19 protein-coding genes are annotated in these 24,832 nt (G+C 61.8%); 7 read left to right on the top strand and 12 right to left on the bottom strand.

Annotation, left to right across the window (positions count from 1 at the left end):
- Positions 1–375: 375 nt before the first annotated feature.
- From OC537_RS07025 to pabB, 3 genes are all read right to left on the bottom strand, one after another.
- Positions 376–1,674: an HAAAP family serine/threonine permease gene (locus tag OC537_RS07025; RefSeq protein ID WP_106886661.1), complete on the bottom strand. Its 1,299-nt coding sequence runs from the start codon at positions 1,672–1,674 to the stop codon at positions 376–378.
- 191 nt (positions 1,675–1,865) lie between these two features.
- The gene (locus tag OC537_RS07020) at positions 1,866–2,456 is read right to left on the bottom strand and encodes a CoA pyrophosphatase (RefSeq protein ID WP_262110764.1); all 591 of its coding nucleotides are present in this window, start codon (positions 2,454–2,456) and stop codon (positions 1,866–1,868) included.
- Between the two features lie 55 nt (positions 2,457–2,511).
- Positions 2,512–3,888 carry an aminodeoxychorismate synthase component I gene (pabB, locus tag OC537_RS07015; RefSeq protein WP_262110591.1) on the bottom strand — a complete coding sequence of 459 codons (1,377 nt, stop codon included), beginning with the start codon at positions 3,886–3,888 and terminating at the stop codon, positions 2,512–2,514.
- 209 nt (positions 3,889–4,097) lie between these two features.
- Here pabB and OC537_RS07010 point away from each other — a divergent pair, with 209 nt between their 5' ends.
- Complete coding sequence (locus OC537_RS07010; protein WP_163137885.1) at positions 4,098–5,621, top strand: fumarate hydratase; 1,524 nt, start codon at positions 4,098–4,100, stop codon at positions 5,619–5,621.
- 169 nt (positions 5,622–5,790) lie between these two features.
- Here the strand turns inward: OC537_RS07010 and OC537_RS07005 are convergent, their stop codons facing one another.
- On the bottom strand, positions 5,791–6,270 hold the full coding sequence (locus OC537_RS07005) for a cell division inhibitor (protein ID WP_262110590.1): 480 nt from the start codon (positions 6,268–6,270) through the stop codon (positions 5,791–5,793).
- 233 nt (positions 6,271–6,503) lie between these two features.
- Between OC537_RS07005 and OC537_RS07000 the strand changes: the two genes are divergently transcribed.
- Together OC537_RS07000 and OC537_RS06995 are read left to right on the top strand one after the other, a co-directional pair.
- Complete coding sequence (locus OC537_RS07000; protein ID WP_005323525.1) at positions 6,504–6,701, top strand: DUF4250 domain-containing protein; 198 nt, start codon at positions 6,504–6,506, stop codon at positions 6,699–6,701.
- A 396-nt stretch (positions 6,702–7,097) separates the two neighbouring features.
- Complete coding sequence (locus tag OC537_RS06995) at positions 7,098–9,572, top strand: glycogen/starch/alpha-glucan phosphorylase (RefSeq protein WP_163147602.1); 2,475 nt, start codon at positions 7,098–7,100, stop codon at positions 9,570–9,572.
- Positions 9,573–9,636: 64 nt separating this feature from the next.
- Here OC537_RS06995 and OC537_RS06990 read toward each other — a convergent pair whose 3' ends face one another.
- From OC537_RS06990 to trxC, 3 genes are all read right to left on the bottom strand, one after another.
- A complete protein-coding gene (locus OC537_RS06990) occupies positions 9,637–10,191 on the bottom strand; it encodes a cytochrome b/b6 domain-containing protein (protein WP_139744313.1) in 555 nt (184 codons plus the stop codon).
- A 283-nt stretch (positions 10,192–10,474) separates the two neighbouring features.
- The gene (locus tag OC537_RS06985; protein WP_111911840.1) at positions 10,475–11,860 is read right to left on the bottom strand and encodes an SLC13 family permease; all 1,386 of its coding nucleotides are present in this window, start codon (positions 11,858–11,860) and stop codon (positions 10,475–10,477) included.
- A 154-nt stretch (positions 11,861–12,014) separates the two neighbouring features.
- The gene (gene trxC / locus OC537_RS06980; RefSeq protein ID WP_163147603.1) at positions 12,015–12,455 is read right to left on the bottom strand and encodes a thioredoxin TrxC; all 441 of its coding nucleotides are present in this window, start codon (positions 12,453–12,455) and stop codon (positions 12,015–12,017) included.
- A gap of 154 nt (positions 12,456–12,609) precedes the next feature.
- Between trxC and OC537_RS06975 the strand changes: the two genes are divergently transcribed.
- The 3 genes from OC537_RS06975 to OC537_RS06965 all read left to right on the top strand — a co-directional run bounded on the left by OC537_RS06975 (position 12,610) and on the right by OC537_RS06965 (position 19,142).
- A complete protein-coding gene (locus OC537_RS06975) occupies positions 12,610–15,408 on the top strand; it encodes a response regulator (protein WP_262110589.1) in 2,799 nt (932 codons plus the stop codon).
- Positions 15,409–15,550: 142 nt separating this feature from the next.
- Positions 15,551–17,287 carry an ABC transporter transmembrane domain-containing protein gene (locus tag OC537_RS06970; protein ID WP_262110588.1) on the top strand — a complete coding sequence of 579 codons (1,737 nt, stop codon included), beginning with the start codon at positions 15,551–15,553 and terminating at the stop codon, positions 17,285–17,287.
- Between the two features lie 103 nt (positions 17,288–17,390).
- A complete protein-coding gene (locus OC537_RS06965) occupies positions 17,391–19,142 on the top strand; it encodes an ABC transporter transmembrane domain-containing protein (RefSeq protein ID WP_262110587.1) in 1,752 nt (583 codons plus the stop codon).
- A gap of 60 nt (positions 19,143–19,202) precedes the next feature.
- Here the strand turns inward: OC537_RS06965 and OC537_RS06960 are convergent, their stop codons facing one another.
- The gene (locus OC537_RS06960; RefSeq protein WP_262110586.1) at positions 19,203–20,384 is read right to left on the bottom strand and encodes a hypothetical protein; all 1,182 of its coding nucleotides are present in this window, start codon (positions 20,382–20,384) and stop codon (positions 19,203–19,205) included.
- A gap of 429 nt (positions 20,385–20,813) precedes the next feature.
- Here OC537_RS06960 and OC537_RS06955 point away from each other — a divergent pair, with 429 nt between their 5' ends.
- Positions 20,814–21,287, top strand: a complete 474-nt coding sequence (locus OC537_RS06955) for a DUF4442 domain-containing protein (RefSeq protein ID WP_025327111.1) — start codon at positions 20,814–20,816, stop codon at positions 21,285–21,287.
- A 229-nt stretch (positions 21,288–21,516) separates the two neighbouring features.
- On the opposite strand, the gene ybcJ is transcribed toward OC537_RS06955, so the two are convergent.
- The 4 genes from ybcJ to OC537_RS06930 all read right to left on the bottom strand — a co-directional run bounded on the left by ybcJ (position 21,517) and on the right by OC537_RS06930 (position 24,553).
- Positions 21,517–21,750 carry a ribosome-associated protein YbcJ gene (gene ybcJ / locus OC537_RS06945; protein WP_010674882.1) on the bottom strand — a complete coding sequence of 78 codons (234 nt, stop codon included), beginning with the start codon at positions 21,748–21,750 and terminating at the stop codon, positions 21,517–21,519.
- A 174-nt stretch (positions 21,751–21,924) separates the two neighbouring features.
- Complete coding sequence (locus tag OC537_RS06940; RefSeq protein ID WP_262110585.1) at positions 21,925–22,329, bottom strand: MaoC family dehydratase; 405 nt, start codon at positions 22,327–22,329, stop codon at positions 21,925–21,927.
- Positions 22,326–24,110 carry a class I poly(R)-hydroxyalkanoic acid synthase gene (locus OC537_RS06935; RefSeq protein WP_262110584.1) on the bottom strand — a complete coding sequence of 595 codons (1,785 nt, stop codon included), beginning with the start codon at positions 24,108–24,110 and terminating at the stop codon, positions 22,326–22,328. Before OC537_RS06935 ends, OC537_RS06940 begins: the two co-directional genes overlap by 4 nt.
- Positions 24,111–24,202: 92 nt before the next feature.
- Positions 24,203–24,553 (bottom strand): phasin family protein, encoded by a 351-nt coding sequence (locus OC537_RS06930; protein ID WP_025327108.1) that lies wholly within the window; start codon positions 24,551–24,553, stop codon positions 24,203–24,205.
- Between the last annotated feature and the right edge of the window lie 279 nt (positions 24,554–24,832).

The following is a 24,832-nucleotide window of genomic DNA, read 5'->3' as shown; positions in this document are numbered from 1 at the left end:
GCCCTGGTGGCACCATGCTGGCGCGGCATCGCATCCATCTCCGTGCACTGGCACCCGGCAAAGGGCTGGCGAAGGTCAGAAGGGAAATTGGGCGGGGATACGGGTCATTCGGCAGCGAGGGGGCTACCAGGCTGCCATCCCTGCTTTTCGCCCAAGTGTGGGGGCGTGGGGAGAGGGGCAGATTGCACGGGCGGCAACGCAGCGGGGGAAACGATTGGGGGAGGGCGCTTGATACGGAAGATGGTCTTGATCCTAGCCCTTGCAGGGGCCCCGGGGCAGAGCAATGAAAACAGCCCGGCACGCTGAGCCTGCCGGGCTGTGGGTCTCTGGTCGGGTCAGCCGGCGATCCGGTGACCCTGGCTATCGGGGACGGGGTTAGCCGACCAGCTGATAGAGGATGGCAGAGATGGCAATGAGGCCCATGGTTGCTACGAACACATTGCTGATCTGGCCCTGGTATTTCGCCATGGCCGGGACGCGCTTGATGGCGTACATCGGCATCAGGAACAGGATTGTGGCGATGATGGGGCCACCCAGGGATTCGATCATGCCGAGGATGGAGGGGTTGATCACGGCCACACTCCACAGGGTCAGAATGAAGAAGGCGATGATGAACAGCTCAATCTTCTTGTGGTTCGGCTCTTTGCCGGAGGAGCGCATCTGCTGCATCACCATGCCCTTCAGACCTTCACGGGCACCCAGGTAGTGACCGAAGAAGGAGGAGACGATGGCGACGAAGGCAACCAGCGGACCGAAGTAGGAGATGAAGGGGCTCGCATGCTGGTTGGCCAGGTAGGAGAGCACGGCAATGTTCTGGGACTTGGCTTCTGCCAGCTGGGCCGGAGTCAGGCTCATCACGCAGGAGAAGACGAAGAACATCACGAAGCCCAGCAGTACGATGGCGGTGCGCTTCAAGATGGCGTCTGACTTGGCGACGGCGTTGTCACCGTGATCACGGCGCTGGGCCAGGGCGAAGCTGGAGATGGCCGGGCTGTGGTTGAAGGAGAACACCAGCACAGGGATGGTCAGCCACAGGGTGGTGGCGAAATCCTTGGCGGAAGGCACCTGGGCCAGGGCGGCACCTGTCCAGTCCGGGATCAGGTAGAGGGAGATGCCCGCCAGGATGGCGATGAGCGGGTACACCAGGAACTCGGTGACCTTCAGCATCAGCTTCTCACCGGCCAGCATGACCGACATCATGGCCATGATCAGCACTATGGAGAGGATCCAGCGCGGTGGCGCCGTCATCTGCAGCTGGTTGACCAGGAAGCTCTCGACGGTATTGGTGATGCCCACGCCGTAGATCAGCACTATGGGGTAGATGGCGAAGAAGTAGAGCAGGGTGATTAATTTGCCGGCGCCCACGCCGAAATGCTCTTCCACCACTTCGGTGATATCCGCATTTGGCTTCTTGGAGGAGAGCACGAAGCGCGCAAGGCCACGGTGGGCCAGGTAAGTCATGGGGCCGACCAGCAGCGCCATGACCACCAGTGGCCAGAAGCCACCCATGCCGGCGTTGATGGGCAGGAACAGGATGCCGGCGCCGACGGCGGTGCCGAACAGGCTGATAACCCAGGTGGTGTCTTGTTTGCTCCAACCGCGTGATTGGACCGAGCGGATCCCTTGCTCCTGTGCGGCTGCAACGTCCTGTGCGCCAGTGACAGTATTGGACATGTGTCTCACCCCGAATGTGTGGTTTTAATTAGTCGGCGCAAGAATACTTTTTTTTTAATCAAAAATGTTGATCAGATTCACCTTTATGAGGCTGAAACCCGCACTTTCTTATAGAAATGTGATCAAAAGAATAAATAATCAAAATTTATTTATCATATGCGGTGTTAGTTGAATGTTAAATGGATAATCTTTCACCTCACCAGGTTATCAATATGTTGTCCTGACAGGTGCTGGGCCAGTTGGCGGATCATGCTGGCGGTGGCCCCCCAGATGAAGGAGTGTTGCCAGGGGATCCAGTAGATGGTGTGGCGCTTGCCCGCCCTTGGGAGGGTCAGGGCTATGTGATGGGCCGGATCCAGCACATGGCTGAGGGGCACCTCGAAGGCTTGCTCCACCTCATCGGGGCTGAGGGCAAGCCGATAGTCGGGGTCTATCATGGCCAGCACCGGCAGGACATCATACAGGGAGATAGTGTTGAGGGGGGTGAGGCTGCCGATGACCCGGATCTGGGAGGCGGGGATCCCCAACTCCTCGTGGGTCTCTCGCAGGGCCGTGTGGATCAGGTTCTCATCTTCCGGATCCTGGCGCCCGCCGGGGAAGCTTATCTGCCCCGGGTGGTGGCGCAGGGTGGGGCTGCGGCGGGTCAGCAACAGGTGCAACCCCTGGGGGCGTTCCACCAGGGGGATCAGCACAGCCGCCGGTTTGAGCCCCGCCAGCATCAGGCGATGGGCGGGGGCGGGGCGCTGCAACAGGAAACGGGTCAGCAGCTCGGCGCGGTTCATCTCGATATCCATCTCGGTCCTGGTCTCCTTGGGGCGGGCGAGGGCAGTCACAGGTTCATTGGCGCAGGGCATCCAGCAGCGGCAGGATGCGGGCCACCTTGTCGTAGGTCTCCTGATATTCGGCGTCCGGGTCTGAGTCGGCGATGATGCCCCCTCCCGCCCAGCAATGGAGCCGGCCGGCTTCGGCTATCAGGGTGCGAATGCAGATGCTGGTGTCCATCCGGCCGTGCTGGCTCAGGTAGCCGATGCTGCCGCAATAGGCGTTGCGCCGCACCGGCTCCAGCTCCTCGATGATCTCCATCGCCCGGATCTTGGGGGCCCCCGTGATGGAGCCGCCAGGGAAACAGGCCCGCAGCAGATCCACCCCCTGCCAGCGCGCATCCAGCTCACCGTGAATGGTGGAGACAAGGTGATGCACGGCGGGGAAGGACTCCACCGCAAACAGGCTAGGCACGCTGACGGAGCCCGGGCGGCTGACCCGACCTATGTCGTTGCGCAGCAGATCCACGATCATCAGGTTTTCCGATCTGTCCTTGTCGGCACTGGCGAGCGACTCGGCCACTTGCCTGTCGATGGCGGGATCCGGATGACGGGGCCGGGTGCCCTTGATGGGTTTGGTCTCGATGTGGCGGCCATCGAGCAGCAGGAAGCGCTCGGGGGAGAGGCTCAAAATGGCGCTCTGGGGCAACCGGACAAAGGCCGAGAAGGGGGCCTTGTTGGCGACGCTGAGGGCGAGATAGGCGGACCACTCGTCCCCGCCATAGGGGGCGCTGAAGCGCTGGGTCAGGTTGATTTGATAGCAGTCCCCCGCCGCCAGATAGGCCTGGATGCGGGCGAACTTCTCGCCGTACTCGGCCCGACTCATGTTGCTCTGCCACTCTCCCTGCAAGGCGAAGGGGGCGCCGGCCTGCGGGGTTTGCGCCGCCAGCCACTGCAGGCGTCTCGCGAGTCCGGCCTCATCTCCCCAGTGCACCAGCTGCCAGCGGCCGGTCGCGACCTCCCGCAGCAGTGCCCAGTCGTAGATCCCCACCGCCATGTCAGGTACCTGGATGTCCGCACTGGCCTGGGCGGGCAGACGCTCGAATCGCCGCCCCAGATCGTAGCCAAAGAGCCCCAGGGCGCCCCCTATGAAGGGCAGGTCATGTTCATCCTGCACCTGATCCCCCAGCAGGGCCTGCTGGGTGCGGGCGAGCAGGGTGAGGGGATCTTCTTCATGCAGGGTCTGGCTGCCTGCGTGGCGCAGACAGGTGCTGGTGCCCCGGGTCTCCAGGGTGGCGAGCGGATCGGCGCTGATGATGTCAAAGCGGTTGTCGGCGCCCGTTGGGCCTGCCGATTCCAGCAAGATGGCCCAGGCCTGGTGTTGCAAGCGGGCAAACAGGGCATGAAGCGATGCTTGCGGGTCGAAATGGTGGATATGCAGTCTTGGTTTCATTTTTTGTTACACAGGCAACAGTTTGCACCCAGCTCCCTAGCCGGTTCGGGTGCTCAAGCGTATCATGGCCGCCGGCATTTTTAAGAAAAACACCGTTATAAAAACACGCCGTAGTCGCCGGCTCTGTGCGCATTCGCCGCCTGCCGAAGGCCCGGCTCATATGGAAGCCCTTGCTCGCGCAAGCGACGACAAGGACCAGTGAGGATGATATGAGCATCATTAGAAAACAGGACTTTATCGATTCCATTGCTGACGCCCTGCAGTACATCTCTTTCTACCACCCCCTCGATTTTGTCCATGCCGCCAAGGCTGCCTATGACCGCGAGATCAACCCGGCCGCCAAGGATGCCCTGGCCCAGATCCTGATCAACTCCCGCATGTCTGCCGAAGGGCATCGCCCCCTGTGCCAGGACACCGGCATCGTCACCTGCTTCGTCAAGATCGGCATGCAGGTGCAATGGGACAGCGACATGACGGTCCAGGAGATGGTGGATGAGGGCACCCGCCGTGCCTACACCAACCCGGACAACCCGCTGCGTGCCAGCGTGCTGGCGGATCCGGCCGGCAGTCGCAAGAACACCAAGGACAATGCCCCTGCTGTGGTGCACATCGACATGATCCCGGGGGACAAGGTGGAAGTGAGCATCGCGGCCAAGGGCGGCGGCTCCGAGAACAAGTCCAAGATGGTGATGCTCAACCCCTCCGACGACGTGGTCGAATGGGTGCTCAAAACCGTGCCGACCATGGGCGCCGGCTGGTGCCCGCCTGGCATGCTGGGGATCGGCATCGGCGGCACCGCCGAGAAGGCGGCCGTGCTTGCCAAGGAAGCCCTGATGGAGCACATCGACATTCAGGAGCTGATCGCCCGGGGTCCTGAGACCACAGAAGAGAAGCTGCGGGTCGAGCTCTATGACAAGGTCAACCGGCTGGGGATTGGTGCCCAGGGTCTGGGCGGCCTTACCACAGTGTTGGACGTGAAGGTCAAGTCCGCCCCGACCCATGCCGCCTCCAAGCCGGTGGTGATGATCCCCAACTGCGCCGCCACCCGTCATGTTCACTTCGAGCTCGATGGCTCTGGCCCCGCCGAATTGACCCCGCCGAAGCTGGAAGACTGGCCACAGATCACCCGAGAAGCGGGCGGCAACGTGCGCCGGGTCAACGTCGATGGCATCACCAAGGCCGAACTCGCCAGCTGGAAGAGCGGCGATACAGTGCTGCTCTCCGGCAAGATCCTCACCGGCCGTGACGCGGCCCACAAGCGCATTGCCGACATGCTGAAAAATGGCGAAGGCATGCCGGAAGGGGTCGACTTCACCAACCGCTTCATCTATTACGTCGGCCCGGTCGATGCGGTGCGTGACGAAGTGGTCGGCCCGGCTGGCCCCACCACCTCCACCCGGATGGACAAGTTCACCGACATGATGTTGGGTGAAACCGGCCTCATCGGCATGATAGGCAAATCCGAGCGGGGTCCGAAAACTGTCGAGAGCATCAAGCAGCACCAGGCCGTCTATCTGATGGCCGTGGGGGGCGCCGCCTACCTGGTGGCCAAGGCCATCAAGAAGGCCCGTGTGGTTGCCTTCGCCGATCTGGGGATGGAAGCCATCTATGAGTTCGAGGTGGAAGACATGCCGGTGACAGTGGCGGTCGACTCCCAAGGCAACAATATCCATGAAACCGGCCCGGCTTACTGGTCTGCCAAAATCGCCGAGCTGGATACCAGGCTCGCCTGATCCTGTGCAAGCCCCTGGCGGGGCGCCGGGCAGATAGCAGCCCATCACACAGGCCATATGACAGTCATATGACAGAAGGCGACCTCAGGGTCGCCTTTCTCGTCTTGGTTACCGCCTGACTGACGCGCGGGGGCGGGGAGCCCTGCCAGCTGGCGCGGGTCGGCGTGTATTAGTGGTTCAGGTAGACGTCCTGCCCACCGTAACAAAGGGGGCCACCCTGGGAGGGGGTGGGCTCGAAGAAGCGGGTCAGGACCCCGGTACGCTGCCCCAGGGTGCTGAGGCTGCTGCGATCCAGGGCAACCCGTTCCGGCAGCCAGGTCAAGACGGCGGCACAATGGCCGTTGGCCAGGCTCTGCTCCAGCAGACGTTGCCAGTTCTTGATCTTGGGGCCGTGGACCACCAGTACCCGGGCTGGGTTGATCCCCTGTGCCTGCAGTTGCTTGGCCACGGGCAGCCCTGGCGGGGCTATGAGCAAAATCCAGCCGCTGTCGCTCTGGCTCAATCTTCCCAGCGCATCCAGCAGCGGGGCTTCATGGAGATCCATGGCCAGTCGATGCTCATGCTCCGCCTTGCCCTGATGGCGGGTGGGCCAGGTGGTGATAACACCGGCAGAGGAGGAGAGTGGGCGATGACTCAGGGGCTGGCTCATATGTGTGTCCTGTATGAATAACCATGCTGTATGTGTATACAGTAGTTCTATCTCATGCCAGTGACAAGGCGTTTGTGATTAAAAATGTGAGCCGACTAACAGGGTTTTTTATTAACTATTTGAATTTAAATACTATTTATATTGATGGTGGGGCGGGTGTTTTTTAACCTGTAGACAAAGCGCGGGTCGGCGCTCATGGTTATACAGTATGTATGGCAAGAGGAGGGACCAAGATGGATGTGAGCACCTTGCAACGGCTGGACGCCAATATTCTGCTCGGGATCATCAACGAGAAGCTGCGGCTGGAGTGCGATGGTCTGGAAGAGTTGCTGGCTTACTACGACATGACGGAGGATCAGCTGGCCACCCGTCTGCAGCAGATTGGTTATCACTACGACCCCATGAGTAACCAGTTCAAGGCTCATGGTTAATTCAGCTCAGGAAGCTGCCCCAATTGGGGCAGCTTCCTTTTATTGCCGCGCTGATGCATCAAGCATTGAAAGCGATTTCATCGCCGGCCGAATTGCGGCTTATTTTCACGTATTTTCAGCCGCTGGCAATCATTGAAAACCTATTCATGAATCCATCTTTTTGGATTTCATTCAATGTTTTGATTTTTAAGGTTATTTTTATTTTGTTCAGGCGGGATATAGGAAAGGGTTTTCATGGTGAAACTGTCATTTTTATACGTTAAAGTGTGACTCACGTTAACTTTTAAACCCCCGGCTTTAGCTAGTATGCCCACGCCGGAACATATTCTGAGATAACAACAGCGCCGGTCCCTCAAGGGGATAACATTTTTTATTTGTAACGAAGGAAAATGGTTTATGGCTACCAAGAAGAAGACAGACCAGGATCTCCAACTGGATAAAGATCAGCTCAAGGCGAGTATCGTGCGTCACCTGCGTTCTACCTTGGGTACAAGCGAACAGAAAGCCTCTCCCGAAGCATGGTGGAAAGCGACCGCTGCCGCCGTCAACGAACAGGTGTACGAGCGCCTGACCCGTACTCAGCAGACTCACTTCAAGAAAGATACTCGTGCGATTCACTATCTCTCTGCTGAATTCCTTATGGGGCGTTTGACCTCCAACAACCTGCACAACCTCTCCCTGTACAAGATTTGCGAAGAGGCCCTGGGTGAACTCGGTCTGGAACTGACCGATCTGTGCGAACAAGAGCCGGACATGGCCCTTGGCAACGGCGGCCTGGGTCGTCTGGCCGCCTGCTTCATCGACTCCCTGGCCACCCTGAACTACCCGGCGGTGGGTTACGGTATCCATTACGAGCACGGCCTGTTTCGTCAGGAGATCCAGGATGGCCGCCAAATCGAGCGCCCGGACTCCTGGCGTGAATATGGCAACCCCTGGGAGATCTGCCGCCCCGAGTCGGTGCAGGAAATCCCGCTCTACGGTTACGTGGAGACAGTGTTCGGTGACAAGGGCGGCCTGAAGAAGGTGTGGCACGCCGGTCGCAAGATCAAAGGGGTGCCTTGGGACATTCCTGTGGTGGGTTTTGGCGGTCACACCGTCAACATCCTGCGGCTGTGGGAATCCCGCGCCTCCGAGTTCTTTGACTGGGACGTGTTCAACGCCGGTGGTTACATCGACTCCCAGGCTGAAAAAGCCCAGGCCGAGACCATCTCCAAGGTGCTTTACCCGAACGACGAGACAGATGCAGGCAAAGAGCTGCGCCTGATCCAGCAGTACTTCTTCTGTGCCTGCTCCATCAAGGACATCATGCGCCGCTACAAGCGGGTCCATGGTGCGGACTTCCGCAACTTTGCCGCGCAAATTGCCATCCAGCTCAACGATACCCACCCGACAGTGGCCATCCCCGAGCTGATGCGAGTGCTGGTGGACGAGGAAGACCTGCATTGGGATGCCGCCTGGGCCATCTGCTACCAGGTCTTCTCCTACACCAACCACACCCTGCTGCCGGAAGCGCTGGAGAAGTGGTCCGTCAGCCTGTTCGAGAAGGTGCTGCCCCGTCATCTCGAGATCATCTACGAGATCAACGCCCGCTTCCTGAACGAGCTGGTGGAGCCCAAGTGGCCGGGCAACGATGCCATCAAGGCCAAGCTCTCCATCATCGAAGAAGGGGACGTACGCAAGGTGCGCATGGGCAACCTGTGCGTCATCGGCTCCTCCAAGGTGAACGGCGTGGCCGAGATCCACTCCAAGCTGGTGAAAGAGGATCTTTTCCCCGAGTATGCCGAGCTGTGGCCAGAGAAAATGTGCAACGTCACCAACGGCGTGACCCCCCGTCGCTGGCTGCTGGCCTGCAACCCCGAGCTCTCCGCCCTCTACAACGAGGTGGTGGGCAAGGAGTGGCCGCTGCAGCTGGACAAGCTGCGCAGCGTGACCAAGTTTGCCGACGACAAGGCGTTCCAGCAGCAGTTCATGACCATCAAGCGTCACAACAAGGAGAAGCTGGTCAAGGTCATCAAGGCGGAAACCGGTATCGATGTCTCGGCCGAGGCGATCTTCGACGTCCAGATCAAGCGTCTGCACGAGTACAAGCGTCAGCAGTTGAACCTCATCCACATCATGGCGCTCTACCGTCGTCTGCTGGCGAACCCGGACTATGACATGCATCCGCGCGTGTTCATCTTCGGCTCCAAGGCGGCGCCCGGTTACAAGCTGGCCAAGGACATCATCTACGCCATCAACAAGCTGGCGGAGCGGGTCAACAACGATGCCCGCATCCAGGGCAAGCTGAAAGTGGTGTTCATGCCGAACTACCGCGTGAGCCTGGCCGAGAAGCTGATCCCGGCGGCGGATGTCTCCGAGCAGATCTCCACCGCAGGCTACGAGGCCTCAGGGACAGGCAACATGAAGATGGCACTGAACGGCGCCATCACCATAGGTACCCTGGACGGCGCCAACATCGAGATCGCGGAAGAGGCGGGGGCCGAGAACTGCGCCATCTTCGGTCTTAACGTGGACGAGGTGAAGTCCCTGAAGGCGCGCGGTTACAACCCGTACGACTTCTACTATGCCAACTCCGAGCTCAAGGCGGTGCTGGACTGGTTCGACACCGACTACTTCACGCCGGGTCGCCCGGGGGAACTCGCCTCCATCAAGCGCTCCTTGCTGGAAGGGGGAGACCCTTACCTGACCCTGGCCGATTTTGCCTCCTACTCCGAAGCACACAAGCTGATCGATACCTGGTATCGGGATCCGGCGCTGTGGGCGAAGAAGGCCATCATCAACTCGGCCACCATGGGCAAGTTCAACTCCGACCGCTCCATCCAGGACTACGTGGATCGGATCTGGAAATTGAAGAGCTGCAACGTCGGCTGACCACACCCAATATGAAAAAACCCCGCATCGCGGGGTTTTTTTATCTCCTCTGGCCGAGGAGGCTTCAGCGCTTGTCGACGATCTCGGTGCCGGCCGGCACGCGCTTCCTGCCGGTGATCATGGCCCTGATGAGATCGCCCTGGGTCAGGCGATCGAGGACGATGACCGCCAGCACATGGATGAAGATGGCGATCTGCAGCGCCTTGGCAAAGAACTCGTGCAGCTCCTCCATGAGATCCTCATTAAACAGCTGTTCGTACCCCGTCATGATCCCGGTGACGGCTGTCCCCACCAGACAGGTCAACAGCAGCAGTATCATCAAGGCACCCAGCGGATTGTGGCCGGCATGATAGGGGTGCTTGCCCTGCCAGCTGGCCTGCAGGTAGCGGCCCAGGCGGGCCGGGGTCGGAAACCACTGGGCAAACCTGGCGTAGTCTGAGCCGGCAAATCCCCACAGGATGCGCAGCACCAGCAATCCGGCCAGGGCGTATCCGACATAGCGGTGATTGCGTCTGCCCTCATCCAGGATGAACAGGTTGAGCACGCACAGCAGGACGGTTGCCCAGTGAAACACCCTGATCAGGGGATCCCACACCCTGATGGCCTTGCCGCTTTCCATCGCTTTCTCCATGATTTTTTTCCTCTCGTTGTGATGCATACCGGCTTTCCATACGCCTGTTGCCGGAGCGCCGTTGCCCGCATCATGGAGGTACTTTCTTAAGGCCGTGTTAATGGCCCGGGGCGCGTCACAGGGGCAGGGCCAGTGGCAAGGAGAGGGGGAGAGGCTGGGGGGAAGCTCTAGGGGGGAAGAATAAACAGAGCCCCGACGGTGCGGGGCTCTGGTGTGTCAACGGGCCTGGGTGCAATGGCTCAGGGGTTGGGCCGTCAGCCTGGCACCGGGATCAGTGCAGTATATCGCCGAAGAAATAGGCCAGCAGGGTCAGGATGACGGTGAACACCAGGTTCAGCACCAGACCGGCTCGCATCATCTCCCGCTGCTGGATGTGACCGCTGGCGAAGACGATGGCGTTCGGCGGGGTGGCCACCGGCAGCATGAAGGCGCAGGAGGCGCCGACGGCGATAAGCACAGACACCACTATGGGGGAGACCCCCAGCGCCTCGGCCACACCGGCGAACAGCGGCACCAGCAGGGCGGCGGTGGCGGTGTTGGAGACCAGCTCGGTCAGGAACACCACGAAGGCGGCAAGGCAGAGCAATATGATGAAGATGGGCATGGTGGAGAGCGCACTGGAGAGGTGCTCCGCCAGGAAGGCGTTGGCACCGGTTTGCTTGAGGATGGCGCTCAAGGTCAGGCCACCCCCGAACAGCAGCAGCACGCCCCAGTCGGTGTTCTGGTTGATGTCATCCCAGCTGGCGACCCGGCTGACGGCGATGGCCAGGATGGCGCCCATGGCGATCAGGGTATCGAACTGGGGAATGCCGCCGAGCGCCGCGGCCAGGGGCTGGGAGCCAATCCACAGCAGCACTGTGGTCAGGAAGATGAGCAAGGTGGTCTTGCGCTGGCCGGTCCACTCTATGGTGACCTGCTCTGTGCTGACCTGGTGCGACAGGTTGGGGCGCGTCACCCAGTAGAGCAGGCCTATGCCCACCGGCATGAAGATGAGCACCACCGGGATGCCGAACTTCAGCCAGTCGGTGAAGCCCAGTCCCATCTGGGCGGCGGCGATGGCATTGGGGGGGCTGCCCACCAGGGTGCCGATCCCGCCGATGCTGGCGCTGTAGGCGACGCCAAGCAGGACGAAGACCAGGGTGCGACGCTCCTTGTGAATGTCGAGCCCCTTGAGCATGCCGAGGGCGAGCGGCATCATCATGGCGGCCGTAGCGGTGTTGCTGATCCACATGGAGAGCGCGGCCGTGATGGTGAACAGCACTATGGCCGCCCAGCCGAGGTGACCCTTGGCCAGCTGCATCACCTTGGCGGCGATCTGGGTATCCAGTCCCTGCTTGGAGAGGGCCGCCGCCAGGGCAAAGCCGCCGAAGAAGAGGAAGAGGACAGGGTTGGCGAAGTCGGTCAGCGACTTGCTCATGTCAAACACCCCGAGCAGGGTGGCGAGCACCGGGATGGACAAGGCCGTGATGGTGATGTTCACCGCCTCGGTCAGCCAGAGGATGGCGATGAAGATCAGGATGCCGAGGCCTTTGTTGATCATGGGATCAAACGGAAGCCAGGCGAGCATGGCGCAGAGCAGCAGAACGTCCAGGATGACGATCCCGGCCTTGATGTCCAGCCAGCGTGTAGGGGCGGAAGGGACTGCAGAGGTATGCATGTTGTTCTCTCGGTTAATTTATGGTTGTTGTTGTGTTGCCGAGGTTACATTTATCCCCCTGTTTGAAACAGGGGGATGTGGTCAAATCATGTGGCGACTCACAGAGTCAAGTGAAAATGGATCTGCTATTAAACAGAAATTAAACATTCTGTTTTCATTTAGGCGCTGCCGTGACGGAAAGCAGCCACTCCTTGAACAGGCTCTTTGGCAGGGAGCCGCTGCGCTGAGCCAGGATCTCTCCCCCTTTGAAGATCATCAGGGTCGGGATGCTGCGAATGGCATAGCGGCTGGCGATGGCGGCCTCCTGTTCGGTGTCTAGCTTCACGAAGCGGATGCGGGGTTCGAGCTCCTGGGCTATCTCTTGAAAGACGGGGGCGAACTGCAGGCAGGGGCCGCACCAGCTGGCCCAGAAGTCGACCACCACCGGTATGTCGGACTGGATCAGGGCATCGAAGTGCGCCAGGCGACCCGACACCGGGGAGTGGGAAAACAGGGGTTGGTGGCAGCGACCGCACTTTGCAGTGGCGTCCACCTTGTCGCCGGGCAGGCGATTGCGGGTAAAGCAGTGGCTACAATAGGTAGTGACAAGTGACATAATTGGCTCCTTTATTCATGGCCCGGCAACATCTTTATTGCATTCACAGAGCAGACTAACGGTAACATAGCGCTCAGTTGTTTTTCACACTCGGCTGTTCGGCCCTGACCCTGGGGCACCGGATGGCCGACCATGACATGAGAATCGAGACGGGATGAAGAGTGTTGCACGGGACCATCGTGTTGTCTTTGGCCTTATCATCGTATCGCTGCTGGCGTTCTCTGCCTATTGCTGGCAGTTGCTGAGCCAGCAACAACGCGCCTCCGATCTGAGCGTGGCCGCAGAGCTGGTGCTCAACCGGGTCAATACCGACACCGTCTATCTGCTGGGGCGCGAGAAGGCCAGCGATGGCAGCGTGCAGCAGCGCCTCAGCCTGCTGTCGAACAGCCTGGATCGCTTCGTGAGCCAGGTGCGCGAAGACCCGGGGTCGGTGGATGATCCCAAGTCCCTGGCGCTGCAACGGGATATCGACGGTTATCTGCTGGATCTCGCCAAGCTCTATACCATGGAGATGACCATCGAATACCTGGCGCCCCGTTTCCAGAGCCAGCTCAAGGCGCTGCTGGCAACCCTGCCGGCCGGGGCCGAACAAGCCCGCGATCTCACCGAGCTCTCCCGGTTGAGCCACTACCTCAGGCGCAGCTGGGACACCAGCGAACAGCGTCAACTGCGGCAACTGCAACTGCACCTGATGGAAACCTACCCCGGGCAGCCCAAAGTCACGGCCCTGACCCAGCTCAGCCAGGAGCTCAATCAGCAGGTGATGGAATACCATCGCCTGCGCAACCAGATTGTCGAGATGAAGGGGCTGGCCTCGTTGCCGGCCTGGAAGCAGAGCAAGCTGGATCTGGCCTCCTCCCTCAAGAGCCGCTTCTACCTGATGGTGCTGGGGGGCGCGCTGCTCTGCTTCTCGCTGGTGGCCGCGACCCTGTGGCGCCGCAACCAGAAGCTGAGCGAGCTGTCCCGCCACGCCGCCTTGCTGGCCCAGGCCAAGAGCGACTTCCTGGCCAACATGAGCCACGAGATCCGCACCCCCATGAATGCCATCATCGGCTTCAGCGCCCTGGCGTTGCAGACCAACCTCGATCAGCAGCAGCGGGACTATCTCAACAAGATAAAGTCCTCGTCTGATACTTTGCTGTTGCTCATCAACGACATCCTGGATCTCACCAAGGTGGAGTCCGGCAAGCTGACCCTGGAGGAGATCGACTTCGATCTCAGCGAACAGCTCGACTCCCTGGCCGCCATGTTTGCGGATCTGGCGGAGCGCAAGCAGATCGAGGTCATCATCAACAAGTCGCCTGCGGTGCCCGATTTTCTGCGCGGCGATCCGCTGCGGCTCGGCCAGGTGCTGGTCAACCTGGTCAACAACGCCATCAAGTTCACCGAGCGGGGTGAGGTGGAGGTGGCCATCACTCTAGTCAATCAATACCCGATGCGGGTGTGCTTCAGCGTGCGGGACACCGGCATCGGCATAGCGCCGGAGAAGCAGGCACAGCTGTTCCAGCCCTTTACCCAGCTGGAGGCGGGCAACACCCGCAAATATGGCGGCTCGGGGCTCGGGCTCAACATCTCCCAGCGGCTGGTGGGTCTGATGGGGGGGGAGATCAGGGTGCAGAGCAAGCCCGGGGTGGGCTCCACCTTCCTCTTCGAGATCCCCCTGTCCCAGGCCGTCTATGGGGTCTCCGGGCGCCGGGTCTTCTTCGATCACCAGCCCCTCATCCTGATGATGGATGACAACGAACTGGTGCTGGAGCTCGCCAAGGACATACTGGGCCGGGCCGGCGCCTCCGTGATCGCGGTCAACAGCCTCTCCCGTGCCCGCCAGGTATTGCGGGAGGAGGGGCACCACATCCGGCTCGCCATCCTCGACTGGCGGATGGGGCAGGAGGACGGCCTGGATCTCGCCCTCGAGATGTATCAGCACAGCCAGTGGCGGCGCCTGCCCATACTGATGACCAGCGCCTGGTCCAGGGAGGGGCTGCACGGGCGCATGGAGAGCATGGGGCTGACCCACTTCCTGGCCAAGCCCATGACAGAGAACGGCCTGCTGGCCAAGGTCGATGAGCTGCTAAACGGCAGCTCCCACGACAGCAAGATCCGTCAGGCCGAGGCGCAGGGGGATCAGCAGCATTTCAGGGAGCTGCTGCACGGGACCCGGGTGCTGCTGGCCGAGGACAACCGCGTCAACCAGCAGCTCATCATGGAGTACCTGCGCCGGGTCGAGGCCGTGGTCACTGTGGTGGACAACGGCCGCGAGGCGGTGGAGCAGGTGGCGGAGCAGCCCTTTGATGTGATCCTGATGGACTTGCAGATGCCGGTGCTCGATGGCCTGGATGCGACCCGCCAGATCCGCAAGATGGTGGACAAGCACGACGTCCCCATCATAGCGCTCACCGCCAGCGCCATGCCGGGGGACAGGGAGCGCTGCCTCGGGGTCGGCATGAACGGCTATGTCACCAAGCCGGTCAGCAAGCTGGATCTTTACAACAACCTGCTGCAGTGGGTGAAGAACGCCAGTGGCGAGCGGCGGGCGCCGCTCGAGGTCAAGCCGCCGGATCTGATGGGGGTGCTGGATCTGGAGGATGCGCTGCGCCGGCTGGAGCAGGACAGGGAGGCGCTGCAGATCCTGTTCAAGCTGTTCCTCTCCGAGCACAAGGACGATCTGTGGGACATTCGCTCCGCCCTGCGCCGCCAGCAACCCGAGGTGGCCTGCCGCCTGCTGCACACCCTGAAGGGGGTGTCGGCCAACATCTCCGCCTCCCGCCTGCAACTGCTTGCTGGCGAGCTGGAGTGGCGGCTGCGGTTGCAAGAGGAGCTGAGCGAGGGGGAGCTGACCCAGTTGCAGCAAGTCTTCACCCAGACCCGGGAAGAGGTCTCCCATTTCCTGCTGACCGGCGAGCAGCAGGAGTCGGTCGCCTTTCCGTTCTCGCCCCCGGACAAGCGGCTGTGAACCGGTGAGATAGCAATCGTTCTCAAGTCGTCCGCTTCAGGCTATGATGACCCACTCCCATCGCCCCCACCTCGGGGGCGATTGTATTGAGCTTTTCTTATGACCACGCGGCCCCCGCTGTGCCGCGAGCAAGGACTTTACTGTGAGCGTATTTTTGCGGCTTGGCTGGTTTTTCAAGGATCAGTGGCGGCGTTATCTGATGGCCATCTCCCTGCTGATGATGGTGGCTCTGTTGACCGTGATCCCCCCCAAGGTGGTGGGCTGGGTGGTGGATGGCATCGCCAGGGGGGAGCTCGATGAGGGCACCCTGATGGGCTATCTGGCGGGGCTGCTGGGCCTCGGCCTGCTCATCTACCTGCTGCGCTACGTGTGGCGGGTCATGCTGTTTGGCGCCTCCTACCGGCTCGCCTATGTGCTGCGCAACCGCCTGTTCAGCCACTTCACCCGCATGAGCCCGGACTTTTACCAGCGCCACCGCACCGGTGATCTGATGGCCCACGCTACCAACGACATCCAGGCGGTGGAGATGACCGCAGGCGAAGGAGTGCTGACCCTGGTGGACTCCTTCATCGTCGGTATCCTGGTGCTCTCCATCATGTGCAGCCAGTACTCCTGGCAGCTGACCCTGCTCTCCCTGCTGCCGCTGCCGGTGATGGCCTTCTTCATGAACCGCTTCGGCACCCAGATCTACAAGGAGTTCAAGGCGGCGCAGGGGGCCTTCTCCCGCCTCAACAACAAGACCCAGGAGGCCCTCTCCGGGGTGCGGGTGCTCAAGTCCTATGCGGTGGAGTCCCTGGAAGACAAGGGCTTCGCCGAGCTGACCCGTCAGGCGGGGGAGTGCAACATGGCGGTGGCCCGCATCGATGCCAAGTTCGATCCCGTGATTTATCTGTGCATCGGCTGCTCCTACTTTCTGGCGGTGGCCGGCGGCAGCGCCCTGGTGCTGCAAGACAAGCTGACCCTGGGGGAGCTCACCAGCTTCACCATGTACCTGGGGCAGCTCATCTGGCCCATGTTCGCCATCGCCTGGCTGTTCAACATCATAGAGCGGGGCAGCGCCGCCTATTCCCGCATCGAGAGCATGCTGGGGGAGCGTAGCGACATCGAAGAGCCGGCCCGGCCCGCGGCCTTTGTCTCGGCCCTGCCGCTTGAGGCCAGGGGCCTGGGCTATCGGCTGGAGCAGCGCAGCCTGCTGCATGGCGTGGATTTTACCCTGCAACACGGCGCCATGCTGGGGGTGGTGGGGCGCACCGGGGCGGGCAAGAGCTCGCTGCTCAAGCTCTTGATGCGGCTGGCCAATCCCACGGCCGGTGCCATTGCCATGGGGGGAGTGCCCATCGACCAGCTGCCCCTGGGCACCCTGCGCAGCCAGTTTGCCTACGTGTCCCAGGAGCCGTTTCTCTTCTCCACCACCATCGCCGCCAACATCGCCCTCGGCAAGCCGGAGGCGAGCCGGGAGGAGATAGAGCGGGTAGCCCGCATCGCCTGCGTCCACGACGACATCGTTCGCTTCCCCAGGGGGTATGAGACCGAGGTGGGGGAGAAGGGGGTGACCCTCTCCGGGGGCCAGAAGCAGCGCCTCGCCATCGCCCGCGCCCTGTTGCTGGCGGCGCCTATCCTGGTGCTGGATGACGCCCTGTCGGCGGTGGATGCCCACACAGAGCAGCAGATACTGCTGGCGCTCAAGGCCCACAGACGGACCCTCATTCTGGTCAGCCACCGCATGACGGCGGTGGAGCAGGCGGACGAGATCCTGGTGCTGGATCAGGGAGCCATCAGCGAGCGCGGTGCTCACGGCGCCCTGATGGCCCACAACGGCTGGTATGCAGACATGGTGCGCTATCAGCGGTTGGAACAAAACGTGGAGGAGAGCCTGTGAGTTTGATGATGAGACGCGTGGTTCCCCTCACCCCTTCTCCCGCGAGGGGAGAAGGGAGCAAAGAGGGTCAATTCCTTGGGAACGCTGTGCTGGAGGCAAGTCTGTGAATCCAACCATCAAACGCCTGCTCGCCTACTGCGCCCGCTATCCCCGCTGGCTGGTGCAGGCAGGGATCTGCCTGCTGCTGGCCACAGGCGCCGAAGTGGCCGGGCCCCTGCTCATCAAGCTCTTCATCGACGACTACCTGGCGCCGCGCCAGCTGGTGTGGCTCCACATCGCCGCCCTGGCCGCCGGTTATCTGGGGTTGCAGGTGCTCTCGGCCGCGGGTTTCTACCTGCAATCCCTGCGCTTCAACCGCATCGCCCAGGCGGTGGTGCAGACCCTGCGTGAGCAGGTGTTTGCCACCGCCATCCGGCTGCCTGCCCGCTATTTCGACAAACACCGCTCGGGCTCCCTTATCTCCCGCATCACCAACGACACAGAGGCGATCATGAACCTCTACGTCCAGGTGATAGGGCTGCTGGTGCAAAAAGTGGTGCTGCTGTGCGGCATCCTCATCTCCATGGCGCTGCTGGATCTGCGCCTGATGCTGGTGTGCGCCACCCTGCTGCCGGCGGTGGGGGCCGTGATGTGGCTCTACCAGCGCCTGAGCGTGCCCGTGGTGCGGGCGACCCGCAGCCTGCTCTCCGACATCAACAGCCGGCTTAACGAGTCCCTGCAGGGGATGCCGGTGATCCAGGCCATGGTGCAGGAGCGCCACTTCGCCAATGCCTTTGCCGAGGTGAACCAGCAGCACTGGCAGGCCAGGATCAAGAGCCTCAAGATCAACGGCATACTGCTGCGCCCCCTCATCGATCTCTTCTACATGATGGTGCTCATCGGCCTGCTGGCCCTGTTTGCCAAGGAGGGGTTGAGCGCGGGTGGCGCCATCCAGGTGGGGGTGCTCTACGCCTTCATCAGCTATCTGGGGCGGATGATCGAGCCCCTCATCGAGATGACCAACCAGCTCAACCAGCTGCAGCAGGCCATGGTGGCGGGGGAGCGGGTGTTCGCCCTGCTGGATGAATCCCGCGAGAGCACGCAAGGCGAGACGCTGCCCCTGGCGGGACGGGTGCGTTTCGAGCGGGTGAGCTTCTCCTACGATGGCCAGCAGCCGGTGCTGCAGGAGGTGAGCTTCGCCACCCGTCCCGGCCAGATGCTGGCGCTGGTGGGTCACACCGGCAGCGGCAAGTCCACCATCATCAGCCTGCTGATGGGCTTCTACCCGCTGGATCAGGGCTGCATCCGTTTCGATGATCACCCCATGAGCGCGCTGTCGCTCTCGGCGGTGCGCCGCAGCATAGGCCTGGTGCAGCAGGATCCCTTCATCTTCGTCGGGACCTTGGCAGAAAACCTGCGTCTTGGCCGTGACGGCATCGATGAGGCGCGGCTCTGGCAGGCCCTGGAGGAGGTGCAGCTGGCCGCGTTCGTGCGCCATCTGCCCAAGGGCCTGGAGACCCTGATGGAGGAGGGGGGCAAGAACCTCTCCGCCGGCCAGCGCCAGCTGCTCTCATTTGCCCGCGCCCTGGTGGGGGATCCGCGCATCCTCATCCTGGACGAGGCGACCGCGAGCGTGGACTCCCAGACCGAGCTCGCGCTCTCCCAGGCGCTCTCGGCGGCGCGCCGTGGCCGCACCACCATCGCCATCGCCCACCGGCTCTCCACCATAGTGGATGCGGACGAGATACTGCTGCTCTCCCGCGGCCAGGTGAGCGAGCGCGGCACCCATGGGGAACTGATGGCGCTAGGGGGCCACTACGCCCAGCTGTTCGAGATGCAGAGCCAGGGCGCCTGGCTCGAAGAGAAACGGGCCTGAAGCCCTTCATAAAAAACAGCCGGCAGATGCCGGCTGTGTTGTTTCCAAGATGGGGGAAGATCAGACCGTCGCCTTGCTCCGTGCGATCTGCTTGGGTTGCAGAGGCGGGAAGTCGTCGTTGAAGAAGGTGTCGGCTTCCTCGATCTGGGCCTTGCGCTGCTTCTGGATGAAGCTGTCGAAGTCGCGCTTGATCTCGGGATCCTTCAAGGCCTCGTAGTCGAACACGTTGGCGGCATAGAGGTAGTTGAAGTGGATGTCGACGAATTCGGCGCTGGCACAGGCGGAGGTGAACTTGCTGTTCTGGCGGTCGAAGTTGACGCGGTACTGCTTGATCTTGGGCACATAGACCAGCTCGCTGCCCACCTTGAACACCTCGACCGTGATGCCCACCGTGATGGTCTTGTAGAAGTCCTTGTTGTTCTCCACCCCGAAGCGGATGGCATCCCCCTGTTTTTGCAGGAACTTGTTGAAGCTCGCCAGCGCCGTGGTGCCCTGGCTCACCACCACGTCCATGATGAAGTTGATGAAGTCGGTGGCGATGCTGAGCCCCTTGATGTGGCGGCTGTAGCTCTGCTGATCGATCTTGCTCGGCCCCATCAGGGGGATCTTGGAGAGGGCCCGGGCCCAGAGATCCGCGTCCGTCTTGTACTGCTCGCCATAGGCCTCGGCGTAGCGGTTGATGTAGGCGGTGACCACAGAGGTGATGGCGATGAGGTAGGCCTTCTGCTCCGCCAGCTTGGCCATGACGGCGGGATCGTCCAGCAGCTCGTTGGCCACGATGAACTCCACCAGGCCGTCCTTGTCGGCATAGGGATCGCTCCCCACATTCTTGGCTGTGGTGGGCAGGTTGACGTCATTGAAGAAGGCCTCGGCCTCGGCGAACTGATCCCGGTTGCTCAGGCGGCTGGCGGGGGCCTCACGCACCAGCTGGCAGATCACTATCTCGGCCTCGTAGTCCGACTCGCGCCACAGGGGCGCCTGGGCCTGGTTGCCAAAGGTCTTCTTGTAGGCGAGGTTGAAGTCGAACAGCACAGAGCTGCAGCCGCAATCCATGGCGAAGTCGACGGCGTAGCTGAGCGGCCCTGTGGGCAGGGGCTTGCTCATCTTGCCCTTGACCGCCAGGTTGGCGTAGCACTTGAGGTACTCCCGGCCAAACAGCTCAAAGGCACGGTTGTTGTTGAAGTTGAGCAGGAAGGTACCGGCGCTCTCGCCCCCGTTGAACAGCTGTTGAACGTTACTCATCTCTCTATCCTTATGCTGAGATTGGTGTCACAGGATGACTCGGTGCCAGCTGGCCATTCACGAGCCAGCAGAGCCTAGCGAGGGGGGAGGCATTTCGTTACTGTGACTAATCCCAGTGGCGCTGGCGGATGAGTGGACTAGCGCCGGGGCAACTCCGTTTATCGTTAGCTTTCAGCCGGCTAGGGTCGCCATGAAAGTGCCATATGAGTTCTTTCTTGAAAAAAACTCCGCCATCAGGAGGAAATGGCGTCGCTGTGGCGGCGAATACCTGGGCTCATCATTTATCTATCGAATGCAGCGGCGCCCATCATTTGATTTTCAAATGCACTCGGGAGTCGATCGTCCTCACAACGACGGCAATGGAGGCTTGTCTATTGGGGTGGGGGCTGGCAACATTTCGGTCACAATCACTCATCGGATCAGTTTGCAATGGACCTGCAACGCTTCAAAGCCAATCTGGCACTGCGCCTGTTCGCCTGGCGCTATATTCCCGTCATCGGATTCTGTGCCCCCGTCATCGAAGAGATGAATGCCAAGGCGCTGCGCATCCGCATTCCCCTCGGCTGGCGTACCCGCAACCACCTGGGCAGCATGTACTTCGGGGCGCTGGCCACCGGCGCCGATCTGGTGGGGGGCTTGCTGGTGATGGAGAAGGGGCGGGCGCGGCGCAAGAAGGTGCACTTCGCCTTCAAGGATGTGCAGGGGGAGTTTCTGAAGCGCCCCGAGGGGGACGTGCAGTTTGACTGCGCGGCCGGGGAGGCCATCGACGCCATGATAGACGAGTCCCTGGCGACCGGGCAGCGCATCAACCGTCCCATCCAGGTGGTGGCCACCTGCCCGTCGCTCAACGGAGATGAGGCGATGGCGCGCTTCGTGCTGACCCTGTCGATCAAGGCCAGCTAGCCCGCCACAACGTGCTGGCCGGGCCGGGATCAGCGGATCTTGGCCCTGACCCCTTCCTTCACCACGGCCTTGATGCCGTCGCGCGGTGGCCCGGCGAAAAGGCTGCCAGGGGAGAGGATCAGAGGATCTCGGGGCTGACGCCTTCTTTCACCACCACCTTCATGCCGTTGAAGTTGACCACCTGCTCGGCGACTGTGCTGGGTAGCGCTTGCGGGGGCAGACCTCGGGCTTAGAGGATCTCGGGGCTGACGCCTTCCTTCACCACCACCTTCATGCCGTTGAAGTTGACCACTTGCTCGGCGACTATCTTGCAGCGTTTGCGGGTCTCGACCTGACCGTCCACTTCCACCAGGCCCTCGGCGACCAGCGCCTTGGCGGCACCGCCACAATCGGCCCAACCCTGATGCTTGATCAGGTCACACAAGGCAACGAAGGGGTGACCTTCGAGCAGAAACGTCTCCATGGGAAATCCTCTAGCTGGATGAATGCCTACACGGCAGGGCGGCCATTTTAGGCAGTTAGGCGGGGCAGGGAAAGGGCCTGGGCCGAATTGCCCTGAAAAAGGGGGCAAGCGGAGCGGGGGAGAACAATCAGCCCGGCAGGGGCCGGGCTGATTGTGCCTGCGTGCCGCCGGTGCTTAAGGCAGCTTGACCACGGCTTCCCCGGTTACGGCGAGGGCGCCGTCCTGGGTGAAGATGCGGGTGGTCAGGGTGGCGATGGGTTTGTCCTCGCGAAGGGCGGTCACCTCCACCTCGGCCGTCACCTCATCCCCGACAAAGACCGGCAGCTTGAAGCTGAGGCTTTGACCCAGATAGATGCTCCCCTTGCCCGGCAACTGCTGGCCCAGCAGCCCGGAGAAGAGGCTGGCGAGCAACATGCCGTGGACTATGGGCCGCTCAAACGCCGTGGTGGCGGCGAAGGCCGGGTCCAGGTGCAGGGGGTTGAAGTCCTCCGAGAGCGCGGCGAAGGCGGCCACCTCCGCCGCCCCGAACCGCTTGCTGAGACGGGCCTTGTGGCCCACTTCAAGAGGCAGTGCACTCATGCGGCGTCCTCCTCTGTGGCGCTGGCAAACACGGGGTTGAGCCGCACCTTGACATAGTGGCCGGGGGCGGGGGCCAGCCCCTCCTCGGGCACCCGCGCGGGGACGGGATCCGACCCTTCGTCACGGCTCTGGATAAAGCCCATCATCTCGGGCCACCAGGAGCCGCCCTGGTGCGTCGCCCCTGCCAGCCAGCTCTCCGGGCTCTCGGCCTCGGCCCCGTTGTGCCAGAAGCCGTACTTGTTGGCGGCCGGCGGGTTGATGATGCCGGCGATGTGGCCCGATTCAGCCAGGATGAAGCGCTGCTCCCCGCCAAACAGCTTCATGCCCTGCCAGGTGCCCTGCCAGAGGGCGATGTGATCGTCCACCGCCGACACCAGCAGCACAGGGGTCTTCACCTTGCCGAGATCGATGCGGGTGTTGCGGATCTTGAGCTCCCCCTTCACCAGCTGGTTCTCCAGGTAGAGACGGCGCAGCAGGCTGTTGTGGGTCTTGCCCGCCACATTGGTGCTGTCGCTGTTCCAGTGCAGCAGATCGAAGGCCACCGGGCTCTGGCCCTTGAGGTAGCTGTCGATGTAGTAGTTCCAGTAGAGGCTGTTCTCCCGCAGCAGGCTGAAGGAGACAGCCAGCTGGCGCCCGTCCATGATGCCCTTGGCCTCATTTTGCGCCTCGAGCGCCGCTATGATGGGCTCGTGGATGAAGATGCCAAGCTCCCCTGGCTGGGAGAAGTCCAGCAGTGTAGTGAACAGGGTGGCAGTGCGCACCCGCTGCTTCTGGCGCCGCGCCGCCAGCCAGCCCATGGCGAGTGACAGTGCAGTGCCGCCGATGCAGTAGCCGATGCCGTGCACCTCCCGCTCGCCGGTGGCCGCCTCCACGCCGTCCAGGGCGGCGATGACGCCATCCACCACGTAGTCGTCGAGATCGATTTGCGCCTGGGCCACGCCCGGGTTGCGCCAGGAGATCATGAACACCGTCTGGCCCTGGGCGACCAGCCAGGCGACCAGGGAGTTCTGGGGCCGCATGTCCATGATGTAGTACTTGTTGATGAAGGGGGGCACTATCAGCACAGGTGTCTTGCCTACCGACTCGGTAGTCGGGCTGTACTGGATCAGCTCATAGAGCTCGGTGCGCTGCACCACCCGGCCCGGGGTCAGGGCCAGATCCCGGCCGAGCTCGAAGGCGGACTCGTCGGTCAGGCGGATGTTGAGCTGATCGGCGCTGCGCTCCAGATCCTCGGCCAAGAGGGCCAGTCCGCGCACCAGGTTCTGGCCGTCGGACTCCAGGGTCAGCTTGAGCAGCTCGGGGTTGGTCGCCAGGAAGTTGCTGGGGGCCATGGCGTTGACGTACTGGCGGGTGAAGAAACGCAGCCGCTCCCGGCTCTTCTGGGGGACGCCCTCCAGGGCATCCACTGAGGCCAGCAGGTGCCTGGCGGTGAGCAGGTAGGACTGCTTGAGGTAGTCATAGATGGGTTGTTCGCTCCAGGCCTCGGCCTTGAAGCGGCGATCGCCGCGCTCCGGGGTGATCACCGGCTCGCTCGGCTGGCCTGCGCTTTTGAGCAGGGTGTGCTGCATCAGCTTGAGCTGATCCTGCCACCAGTTCATCTGGGCCTGGATCAGTTGCCAGGGTTGCTGGCTGCCTTGCTCCAGCACCTGGCCCAGATCGTCCAGATTGGTCTGCAGCAGCGCCTGGGCGGTGCGCTCTGTCTGGGCCTTGGCCATGGCCAGCAGCTTGTCATTGTAGTGGGCCAGGGCCTCGAACAGCGGGCCATAAGATGGTTGGCTCATGTGCTCTCCTTCACCCACACCCGAGGCGGGAACTAGCCCGTACCGTCGAGTCGTGGGGAGATGTGGCTGCCCGAACGGGCAGCCAGGGGTTATCAGGCCTTGCCCGTGCTCTTCTTGATGCCGTCTGCGGTCAGGACATCCAGCTCTTCCTTGAACTGCTGGCCGAGGGCGCTCAGCTTCTGGATGTCATCCAGCATCTGGCGGGAGAGCTGGCTGGCGGTCTCCAGCTGCACAGTGCCTAGGGCCGCCAGGCTCTGGGTGTCCTGCACCTTGCTCACGGCCTGCAACTGGTTGAGGCCCAGTTCGGCGTAGGCGTTGGCGGAGGCCAGCTGCAACCGGGTCAGCTGTTCGATGTTGCTGGCCAGCAGCTGGTTGTAGCGGGTGAGGGGGGCGGCGAAGCCTTGCATCTGCTCGGTAAAGCTCTTGATCACGTCCATATTCATCATCGGTCTCCAGTTCGGCAGAACAGTGTTGTTGTGGGCCAGTTGGCCCTTCTTACGGGTACTGCATGTCATCCCTGTTTACGTGTTGCTTGCTCTGTTCAAACACACGTTTGAGCATTCTGCAACCAAATGCGGTTTGGTGTAAATGACATAAATGTTAATTTCTGTTTGAATTTTTTTGTCAGCGGCGCCCGTCGGGGGAGCGGGTCAGACGAGAGGTGACGCACTGGGTCCGGCGCGCCCTCGCCGCACCGGCGCCGCGCTGATAGGCTGGCACGT

It is taken from the genome of Aeromonas sp. Marseille-Q5825, from assembly GCF_946892685.1.
In the GTDB taxonomy this organism is placed as follows: domain Bacteria; phylum Pseudomonadota; class Gammaproteobacteria; order Enterobacterales; family Aeromonadaceae; genus Aeromonas; species Aeromonas rivipollensis.
Note: the sequence above shows the minus strand (reverse complement) of the source record. Positions and strands in the feature narration are given on the sequence as shown.

Coding starts and splice junctions, on each gene's coding strand:
- OC537_RS07025 (WP_106886661.1), bottom strand. CDS start 1,674: ATGTCCAATACTGTCACTGGCGCACAGGACGTTGCAGCCGCACAGGAG.
- OC537_RS06930 (WP_025327108.1), bottom strand. CDS start 24,553: ATGAATATGGACGTGATCAAGAGCTTTACCGAGCAGATGCAAGGCTTC.
- OC537_RS06975 (WP_262110589.1), top strand. CDS start 12,610: ATGAAGAGTGTTGCACGGGACCATCGTGTTGTCTTTGGCCTTATCATC.
- OC537_RS07010 (WP_163137885.1), top strand. CDS start 4,098: ATGAGCATCATTAGAAAACAGGACTTTATCGATTCCATTGCTGACGCC.
- OC537_RS06990 (WP_139744313.1), bottom strand. CDS start 10,191: ATGGAAAGCGGCAAGGCCATCAGGGTGTGGGATCCCCTGATCAGGGTG.
- OC537_RS07005 (WP_262110590.1), bottom strand. CDS start 6,270: ATGAGCCAGCCCCTGAGTCATCGCCCACTCTCCTCCTCTGCCGGTGTT.
- OC537_RS07020 (WP_262110764.1), bottom strand. CDS start 2,456: ATGAACCGCGCCGAGCTGCTGACCCGTTTCCTGTTGCAGCGCCCCGCC.
- OC537_RS06960 (WP_262110586.1), bottom strand. CDS start 20,384: ATGAGTAACGTTCAACAGCTGTTCAACGGGGGCGAGAGCGCCGGTACC.
- pabB (WP_262110591.1), bottom strand. CDS start 3,888: ATGAAACCAAGACTGCATATCCACCATTTCGACCCGCAAGCATCGCTT.
- OC537_RS06940 (WP_262110585.1), bottom strand. CDS start 22,329: ATGAGTGCACTGCCTCTTGAAGTGGGCCACAAGGCCCGTCTCAGCAAG.
- ybcJ (WP_010674882.1), bottom strand. CDS start 21,750: ATGGAGACGTTTCTGCTCGAAGGTCACCCCTTCGTTGCCTTGTGTGAC.
- OC537_RS06935 (WP_262110584.1), bottom strand. CDS start 24,110: ATGAGCCAACCATCTTATGGCCCGCTGTTCGAGGCCCTGGCCCACTAC.
- OC537_RS06955 (WP_025327111.1), top strand. CDS start 20,814: ATGGACCTGCAACGCTTCAAAGCCAATCTGGCACTGCGCCTGTTCGCC.
- OC537_RS06985 (WP_111911840.1), bottom strand. CDS start 11,860: ATGCATACCTCTGCAGTCCCTTCCGCCCCTACACGCTGGCTGGACATC.
- trxC (WP_163147603.1), bottom strand. CDS start 12,455: ATGTCACTTGTCACTACCTATTGTAGCCACTGCTTTACCCGCAATCGC.
- OC537_RS07000 (WP_005323525.1), top strand. CDS start 6,504: ATGGATGTGAGCACCTTGCAACGGCTGGACGCCAATATTCTGCTCGGG.
- OC537_RS06995 (WP_163147602.1), top strand. CDS start 7,098: ATGGCTACCAAGAAGAAGACAGACCAGGATCTCCAACTGGATAAAGAT.